The sequence below is a fragment of the Tepidimonas sp. genome (genome assembly GCF_046292505.1).
Lineage (GTDB): Bacteria > Pseudomonadota > Gammaproteobacteria > Burkholderiales > Burkholderiaceae_C > Tepidimonas.
Window position 1 is genome coordinate 1 of sequence record NZ_JBKBQX010000133.1, and the last position, 967, is coordinate 967.

General features: G+C 67.4%; 2 protein-coding genes. Both read left to right on the forward strand.

Annotated elements, in window-relative coordinates; translation table 11 throughout:
- Window position 1 precedes the first annotated feature (1 nt).
- A complete protein-coding gene (locus tag ACK4TH_RS12255; protein ID WP_409626849.1) occupies window positions 2–490 on the forward strand; it encodes a DUF6511 domain-containing protein in 489 nt (162 codons plus the stop codon).
- The coding region (locus tag ACK4TH_RS12260; protein WP_409626851.1) for a hypothetical protein at window positions 487–967 on the forward strand (481 nt) is incomplete at its 3' end. The genes ACK4TH_RS12255 and ACK4TH_RS12260, both read left to right, overlap by 4 nt.

Here is a 967-nt window from a genome sequence, read left to right on the forward strand (position 1 = left end):
GATGAAATGCTGGGTCTGCAAACGACAGGCGCGCGGCTACGGCCACACCGATGGCCGGTTCAAGACCGCCGATCCGCGCCGCTACGTGATCGACTGGGTGTTCTGCTCGCGCCGCTGCCAGGACGCCTTTCACATGCTCTACGGCAACTGGACGCGCGCGAAGGAAGGCCGCGTCGGCATCGGGGAGGTCGCCATGATCGATCCGTCTGATGTCGAACTGGCCGCGATGCGCAAATGCCTCAAGGCCTTCGGCGAGGCGGCGGACGAGATCGGCTTCGGCAAGCCTCTGGGCGACTACGCGGAAGCCGAGGCGATGCGCGTCATCGACGCCATCGTCACCTGCTACACGGAAGCGATGGTCGAGCACCACGAGGCAACCAAGTTCCCGCCCGTGCGCGGCATGGTTCCGACGCCCGACCCGATGGGCAATCCCTTCGCCGATCTGGAGGACGACCTTCCCTGGGAAGAACCGAAAGGGAGGAAGCCATGATGGATTTCAATTCCTCGTCCAGCCTGTCCGGCCAGATCACGGCACTGGTCGATCTCGGCATGCAACGCGTCCGCGCGCAGCAGCCCGCGCGCGACTACCTCGGCGCGTCGCGTCTGGGCGCGGCGTGCGAGCGTGCCTTGCAGTTCGAGTACGCCAAGGCTCCGGTCGATCACGGGCGCTCGACCTGCGGCCGGATGCTGCGCATCTTCGAGCGTGGCCACGTCATGGAGGACTGCATGGTGGCGTGGCTGCGCGACGCGGGCTTCGACCTACGCACGCGCAAGCCCGACGGCGGGCAGTTCGGCTTCTCCGACGCGCACGGTCGGCTGCGCGGACACGTCGATGGCGTGATCGTCGGCGGGCCGGAGGGCTTCCGCTACCCCGCGCTGTGGGAGAACAAAGCCTTAAGCGCGAAGTCGTGGCGCGAGCTGGAGGCGAAAGGCCTCGCGGTCGCCAAGCCGGTGTACGCCGCGCAGG

Coding starts and splice junctions, on each gene's coding strand:
- ACK4TH_RS12255 (WP_409626849.1), top strand. CDS start 2: ATGAAATGCTGGGTCTGCAAACGACAGGCGCGCGGCTACGGCCACACC.